This window comes from Pedobacter sp. 01N416 (assembly GCF_056399685.1).
The window spans coordinates 1-6841 of sequence record NZ_JBFTRT010000252.1 but is presented as its reverse complement, the minus strand read 5'-3'; the positions used below and the strand labels follow the sequence as shown (position 1 = coordinate 6841).

Genomic DNA, 6841 nt, shown 5'->3' with positions numbered 1-6841 from the left:
GTACTTGAATTAGAAAACTTCTCATTAAATTTTGTGTATGGTTATTAAGCAAGTTAAGTCGCTGATCAATGACGGGGGGTTCGGTAAGATTGAAGAAGTTCTTTGTGATGATGGAAATTATTATGCCAGAAAGACCTTTTGTCCTTCCTCGCAATTTATTTCCAATCCTGTGCTATGTGAAACGTTGAGGCAGCGGTTTATCAGAGAAGTAAAAACGCAAAAGAAGCTTCCCGAAGAACTTTTTATTCCTATTATTTTCGACGACCTTACATCTTCTTCTCCTTGGTTTTTGATGCCTATTGCAGCTGATGTTTATAGCAATGAGATCCTTACGTGTAAACATGAGCGCAGACGGCCTGAGGGGCTTGGCGATATTTTAAACTCGCTGGAATATATCCACAACAGGGGACTGATACACCGGGATTTGAAACCGCAGAACATCCTTTTTCATAACGGCAGGTGGAAGCTTGCCGATTTTGGTTTGATCTCTCAAGACAAGGAAATCCTCTCTCAGACGATTACCACCAGTAATAACGCGTTAGGAACGGTTATGTATGCCGCACCCGAACAGATAAAGGACTTTAAACGAGTTACTCCACTGGCTGATATTTACTCTTTCGGCGCGATCTTGCATGATATCTTTACCGATGGCAGCCGCGTTCCTTATTCTGAACTCTCAGGCGATGGTGAAATCGGTGCAATTATCGAGCGTTGTACCAAAAACAATACTGCTCATAGATTCAAAAATGTCGATACATTACGCAAGCGTGTGCTTTATTTTCTATCCAAGGATTCCATCAAAATCGATGAGGCAGGTGATGAGAAATGGGTACAGCTAATTAAGAAGTTCGATACTTGGGATAGCGATTTATTCGAGAATTTCGTTTTTTATCTCAAGCGTAACCCACGTTCGAGGGATATTCTTTTTGAGATGGAATCCGAAATCCTTGACTTATTTTACCAGCTGGATAAGGATTTGTCAAATGAGTTGAGCATTATCTATAGTGAATGGGTTTATAGTAGAAATTTCAATTTTGATTACTGCGATGTGATTATTGGTCTGATTTTTAAGATTTATGAGAAGACTTCGGACCTTGAGGTAAAATCTAAGGCCGTTATAGCTGCGGCGGAACTCGGGCGATCACACAACCGTTGGTATGTAATGGGATATGTTGTCAAAATGGCAGGCAAGGGGATCGATGAGCATCTCGCTTTTAGGATCAGCTTAGAATTAGAGCTTGAGGATCAGAACATTCAAAATTTTAAACGCTGCGCCCTGGGTATTAACTTATCGATTAACGACTATCACCCAATCATAAAGGAAACTCTAGAGTAATGATATCTGCAAAGCTTGAGTTATTGGGCAAGCATTGGCATTGCAATATCCTGAGCTGCGCATAATGGTTCAGTTAGGAACATTTAGAAATTTGTGGTTAGCACCTTCTGTTAATGCCGTAGGCAATCGTTGGATCGCTTGATAATATAACTAATTGAAGCAAAGACTATTCATTTGGTGCATTTTTAGAGAGCTCCAAGCTTTCACACAACAATACAGTGTGTTGAAAAGCCATGTAACAGTTTTGCAGCTCTTGGTTTACGAATTTTAGGATATCGTCCATATCCTTTTCCATTTTGATCAGGCCATCAAGTCCATCCATCGCATTTTTTAACCAAATCCTTGATCTGGAGGCATTATAGGAGCCTTTTAGAAAACCACTGTTTTGTCTGTAATGCACCAATGGATGTCGATAATTGGAAAGTTTCTTATGTTCCTTTTTGATGCGGTTGGTAAACCATAGATAGTGCTCATTTTCCGAGAGGTTGATAAACTTCTCTTCAAGCTCTTTTTTCGTTTGGCGCTCAAAAAGTTTATTGAAGGAAAGTGAGAAAGGTTCAAAGGTTTCCGGTTTGAGGAAAATATAGAGTAGGTAGGCAATACGTTCATAATAAGTATAGATTTCCTCCATAGCTGCCTCCAGATAAAAGAAATAACGGCTGTCATAAAAATTACTTGCCACTGGATATACAGCTCTTCCTTGAAAGTCATACTTTTCATCCGTATAATGACTTTTGTATCTGCCCCAGATGTTGGCACTACTCACACCGTAAATGATATTTCGGTGCACCTCATTGAGCTCCTTAAAATAGCTCAGACTTGAAGAATCGACCGTGATTCCATTTTCGTTATCTACGTTTTTCCAGATCCTGGTAAAGAAACCAAAGGCATCTTGGTCCAAAAAACGGGTCTCCTCAATGGTTTTTATACTTTTCTGTCGAAGCTCCTGTTCATAGTTTTTGTGGTACATAATCAGAGCTTTCTGCTCCATGCCTAGCAGTTCGATATTTCCGTCCGAGAGATAACCGTCCGCCTGGAAATAAGCCCTGATGGTAAAATAAAAACTGACGCTTTCTGAAAGAAAGTGTTTGTGTGTGGTCCGGTTAAAGTGGTTCATCAATCCATCTGCCTTGACATCAAGCATTACCTCAATAAAAGGGTCACCATCTCGATTAACAAAATCTTCAATAAAACAATCATTTCCCCAAACCAGTTTTTCTGGGCTGAATTCAAATCTGGCTATTGCTGTTTTCTTTCTTTTATCCGCATAGAAATGAACATTTCTGCGTTTCTTTAAAAGCCAATCCAAAAGCGAGCAGCCGTTCATCTCGATTCTTCGGATAAGCTTCTCTCTCAGATCCATTTGAGTTTCTTTTTCCATCAGTCAGAATTTTTAATAGGGGTAGATCCATTTTTTTATTTTAACTAGGACCTGGAGTGTTATTCATCAGCCATACCTAGATAGCTTTCGATAACTTCTTTTATTTCTTTAATAGCATCAATTCCTGGCAATAGTTCTTTTAAACTCTCTAAGAGCGAATTCAGGTAACTCAAAAATTTTCTCAAGGCCTTTACAACCGGGTTATTTGCAAAGGTAATGATTCCATTACCTGCGGCGATTACGCTGTCCCAAAGTTTATTGATCAATCCTGCCTTCAGCTTCAGTGAGGAGCCGTTAAAGCCTATGGTACCTAGGATTTCATTGAAAGTTTCCAAGGTTTCCATTCTCTTGTCGTTATTCTCAGAAATCTGGATTTTCAATATTTGTAGGTCGAAATTGAGAATATCTCTTGCCTCTTCAAAAGCCTCATTGAAAAGGAAGTAATTTATCCTATAACGTTTAAAATCATTGTCTAAAAGATCTATGAATGATTCGTGCTTGCAAAGCTCTTTTAGATTATCTGGCAGGGTTTCAATGAATCTGATAACGTTGTTAAGGTCATTTGAATCCTCATGTAGTTCAAACCAAGAGTTGTTTAATATGGGCATATTCGAGCGTTTTATAATTATGTAAACCAAATATAAAAATTAAGTCTCACGAATTCTTGGTTCAATCAAATTCATCATGTTTGTGGCATTTGGTCTGAAATCATAGGTGCTAACAGCAATTGTTTCAATTGGGTTGAAACTAGGGGATTTCGGTAGTAGTAGACCAAGGATTCGATTCCAAACTGCACCTGGGTGAATTACACAATTTACGGAACGAGCACCTATTCACATGAAATACCCGTTTAAATACAGGGAAGCAAATTTCAATTTTGTAACTATAAAGGGGGGGTATTAGGCATGAGGCTACAAAACCTCATGCCAATAAGCTTAATCCTTTGGTTTGTGGATGTGCGGCTTCAGATCAGGATGTTTCGGTTTGGTTTCTGGCAGAACTCTCCTTCTCTTATCGTCATTTCCTTCCTCTGTTTTTGGTTTAGGCCCAGGTTTGATTGCTTCCATAATAAATTTTTAAATTATAATTAGTTCTCGGACCGATATGAGCCCTATACAAAGCTAATCTAACTCGAATCAACTAATTTACGGTTTACCGTAAAACGATAGAGATATTTAGAGATTCTTCCTGAGCTATTTGAAGCCTTATATTTTACCAGACTTTAGACCTAAGGAAGGACGGTCTATCAAATTTATTGTTACCTTAGTGAATCACAAAAAAAAATAAGCCTGAGGAAGAAGATGATCAGTACGACTATTGGAAATTTTATGCGTTTGACAAGTTCTTCAAAGGTGGAAGATAAATTAGTCCTTTAATACAATTATTTCAAGGTCTTTGCTCGCAACAAAAGTGATTAGGTAATTTTCATCTTTTTCAAGTAGAGAAAACTCCCTATTTGGAAACATCTGTAGGCACTTATACCAGAATGAACTTACTTCATACGTGAAAGTGTAATCTGAATTCCCATCATCAGATGTATCGGTAAACAACTCTATGCAAGATGTTGTGTGTAATTTTAGTGGTTTAATAGCTTCAAAATGATTGAGATTAGTTTGTAACCAAGCACTTAATACCTTGTTTTTAGTGCCTTCAAGCGAACCAGGACGTAATAAATATGTTTCAATTATATTATCTAACTCACCACCATTTTTAGTGTTACCATTTATTGTTGTTTTAGAAGAAAATTTTATATCCATAGTTTTAAAATTATTTATGCTGTTAGAAATGATTTTAAAATTTCATTTTCATTAAACCAAAAGCTAAATCTCGTTCCATTATAACTTACTGGACTTGCTATAAATCTGTAAATCATTCGCTCTTTATTAATTAAGTTTAAGTATTCAATGTAGCCAGTGAAGAATATTTGTTGATCTTCAAAAATTGCAGGAAAATCTTCAAAACCGTTATTAGTATGTTCAGAATCTCTGTTGTAAAGTATTGGTGTTTGGTTTGTGAGGTACTGAATTTTATCTTCAAGTGGCCTATTAAGTAAATTATTCCAATGTGCATTGATATCTAGCTTAATGTGATTATCTGTTTTAGTTATTGGCGTTAACATAAAAGCTTGTTTCGTTATTTTAACCGGAAATTTACCAAGATTCCGTACGCTAAATTCTATTCCTGTAACTGTTAATTGTGTCCTTTTAATCAATAGTTGTTCAAGCTCTAGAAATGGTGCATTTTCAATTTCAAATCTATCTTTTTCAATTTGATGTCTTCTTTCAGTTTCCTTTTTTTCTCTATCTGCAGCTTGTTGTTGTAAAGTTAAACTGTGGTCATTCGTAAGTTTATTGTCAATAAAAACTTTTTCAGCTAACTCGACTGATTTAATTGCTGATTTTGTTTGTTCTTGAGTAAGCTTCCACACTCTTAGAGCAATAATAGCTGTAGCCAAGCTTAATAGAAAGGATAGTAGGTCAATTATTGTAAAGTCAAATAGTTTTGAATTGTTAGGCGGTAATTTGTTTGTAATTGTAATGTGATGTTGAATAGGCTGTTTAGTAATAATTCTACTTTGTCCTAGCTTATTTTCTGTTGTTGTTTTTTGTTTCACTAGAAGCATATTCGTTGGTAGATTATTGTAAAGATATATTATATTTGAAGATGTTCGCTACGCTCTCATCATTATTTGATAGTAAAGATTTTGTAACTGGAGTTATAGTTTTTATTGCCACATCAATATTATTTTTTATAGCTAACTGGCTTTTAAGATTAAGACCTAAGATTCATATTCAAGTTATTTCTGAACCTCATCAGATAAATCCAAGCAATAGGTTTTTTACTTTCGGTTTGGATGCTCCTGATGTTGGAAACGAAGAATTTCTAATATCATATAAATTGACAATCAAACTTGAAAACATCTCTAATTGCGACGCCTATTATCCTCAACTTCATCTATCACCTCATTCAATGCAAATTGATCTAGGCACGTTGCAATGTGTTCGATTGAAAAGTGGCGAATCAATTATCTTGAATGGTCATTATTATCATACAGCAGTTGCAGACAAAAAACCAGTGTTTTTTGAATCATCAGAGTTTACAGATTTGGAGTTCGTAATAAATTATAAAAACAACTTCGGGATGAAATTTCATAGCTCTTTGAAGAATACAAAGACTAGCTATAGTTTTATTAGTGGTTTTAAAACGTTCTAATTATGATGATAACAACATTGCTTTTTGGGTTTTTATTGCCGATGGTTTTACGGAGCTGTCTTTTCAATGCTTTCACTCAATGTTTTTTTGAAAAGATCTATTATTTCATTTGCGGGAATGGCTTTCTCCATCTTTTTCTTGGGTGCTAATGGCAATTTCCCCTACAGAGAATCCTTACATCCGTCAACAATCGATAAGACCTAAATAATGCTTTAATGCTCAGCGCTACAAAAATAGGGGGAGCTTGTTTTTTCGTGTCTATTTCTCAACCGCTCAAACAAACTCCCTATTTCTTTCACTGTTTTGGTGTTATTTGTTCTTTTATTAGGGCGTTCGGCCAATGATTTATCGCCATTATTGTAAACGTATTCACGCAATACAGCTACTTATTCTTTCTGTAACCTTCCGCAAACTCCCTCAATCTCTTTACCAGCTCAGGATTATTAACCCTAACACTCACACCCTTTTTGTCCAATTTTTCAACCTCATAGGGTATGCCTTCTTCTTTGTGCAATCTCTTCAACTCTTGCTCTAAAGCCTTGGCCAACCCTGTATCAATTCGCCCCTGCGGTTCCAGTAGATCACGATTATCTTGTTCTAACAGTTCCCCTATTTCATTTAGATTTTCATAGCTAGGCTGTGATGTATTAGAATTCCACCCACTCACAGTGGTATAATCAACGTCTACCCAAAGTGATATTAAACGCGAAGAAGCGCCAATCTCTTTTGCAATCTTTTTTATTTGATTAACATTTTTTGTTCTCTTAGAGATTTGCCTAGACATTTTAATTAAATAAATAAAAAGTTTGCTTTTCGTACGAACTTTTTGTATGTTTGTTATAGTTATTTATAGCGACAAATTGAGTTGGGTAACCTACTTATACGATGTCACTCATGAAACGAAACCGTCA

At 36.1% G+C, this 6841-nt stretch carries 8 protein-coding genes; 2 read left to right on the top strand and 6 right to left on the bottom strand.

Annotated features, from left to right (window positions below):
• The first annotated feature begins 37 nt into the window (after positions 1 to 37).
• Positions 38 to 1336, top strand: a complete 1299-nt coding sequence (locus AC1DND_RS14945; protein WP_477582739.1) for a protein kinase domain-containing protein — start codon at positions 38 to 40, stop codon at positions 1334 to 1336.
• A 166-nt stretch (positions 1337 to 1502) separates the two neighbouring features.
• On the opposite strand, the gene AC1DND_RS14940 is transcribed toward AC1DND_RS14945, so the two are convergent.
• The 5 genes from AC1DND_RS14940 to AC1DND_RS14920 form a co-directional block, all read right to left on the bottom strand.
• Positions 1503 to 2717 (bottom strand): hypothetical protein, encoded by a 1215-nt coding sequence (locus AC1DND_RS14940; RefSeq protein WP_477582737.1) that lies wholly within the window; start codon positions 2715 to 2717, stop codon positions 1503 to 1505.
• A gap of 59 nt (positions 2718 to 2776) precedes the next feature.
• Positions 2777 to 3325 (bottom strand): hypothetical protein, encoded by a 549-nt coding sequence (locus AC1DND_RS14935; RefSeq protein ID WP_477582735.1) that lies wholly within the window; start codon positions 3323 to 3325, stop codon positions 2777 to 2779.
• A 327-nt stretch (positions 3326 to 3652) separates the two neighbouring features.
• Positions 3653 to 3784: a hypothetical protein gene (locus AC1DND_RS14930; protein WP_010599262.1), complete on the bottom strand. Its 132-nt coding sequence runs from the start codon at positions 3782 to 3784 to the stop codon at positions 3653 to 3655.
• A 297-nt stretch (positions 3785 to 4081) separates the two neighbouring features.
• The gene (locus AC1DND_RS14925) at positions 4082 to 4474 is read right to left on the bottom strand and encodes a hypothetical protein (RefSeq protein WP_477582733.1); all 393 of its coding nucleotides are present in this window, start codon (positions 4472 to 4474) and stop codon (positions 4082 to 4084) included.
• 14 nt (positions 4475 to 4488) lie between these two features.
• Complete coding sequence (locus AC1DND_RS14920) at positions 4489 to 5331, bottom strand: hypothetical protein (RefSeq protein ID WP_477582732.1); 843 nt, start codon at positions 5329 to 5331, stop codon at positions 4489 to 4491.
• 50 nt (positions 5332 to 5381) lie between these two features.
• Here AC1DND_RS14920 and AC1DND_RS14915 point away from each other — a divergent pair, with 50 nt between their 5' ends.
• Entirely contained in the window at positions 5382 to 5930 is a 549-nt protein-coding gene (locus AC1DND_RS14915; protein WP_477582730.1) for a hypothetical protein, read from the top strand.
• Positions 5931 to 6312: 382 nt separating this feature from the next.
• Here AC1DND_RS14915 and AC1DND_RS14910 read toward each other — a convergent pair whose 3' ends face one another.
• Positions 6313 to 6714, bottom strand: a complete 402-nt coding sequence (locus tag AC1DND_RS14910; RefSeq protein ID WP_477582728.1) for a hypothetical protein — start codon at positions 6712 to 6714, stop codon at positions 6313 to 6315.
• Between the last annotated feature and the right edge of the window lie 127 nt (positions 6715 to 6841).

Excerpts from the sequence above, each read along its gene's own strand:
- AC1DND_RS14945 (WP_477582739.1), top strand. The coding sequence starts at position 38 with ATGGTTATTAAGCAAGTTAAGTCGCTGATCAATGACGGGGGGTTCGGT.
- AC1DND_RS14940 (WP_477582737.1), bottom strand. The coding sequence starts at position 2,717 with ATGGAAAAAGAAACTCAAATGGATCTGAGAGAGAAGCTTATCCGAAGA.
- AC1DND_RS14935 (WP_477582735.1), bottom strand. The coding sequence starts at position 3,325 with ATGCCCATATTAAACAACTCTTGGTTTGAACTACATGAGGATTCAAAT.
- AC1DND_RS14930 (WP_010599262.1), bottom strand. The coding sequence starts at position 3,784 with ATGGAAGCAATCAAACCTGGGCCTAAACCAAAAACAGAGGAAGGAAAT.
- AC1DND_RS14925 (WP_477582733.1), bottom strand. The coding sequence starts at position 4,474 with ATGGATATAAAATTTTCTTCTAAAACAACAATAAATGGTAACACTAAA.
- AC1DND_RS14915 (WP_477582730.1), top strand. The coding sequence starts at position 5,382 with ATGTTCGCTACGCTCTCATCATTATTTGATAGTAAAGATTTTGTAACT.
- AC1DND_RS14910 (WP_477582728.1), bottom strand. The coding sequence starts at position 6,714 with ATGTCTAGGCAAATCTCTAAGAGAACAAAAAATGTTAATCAAATAAAA.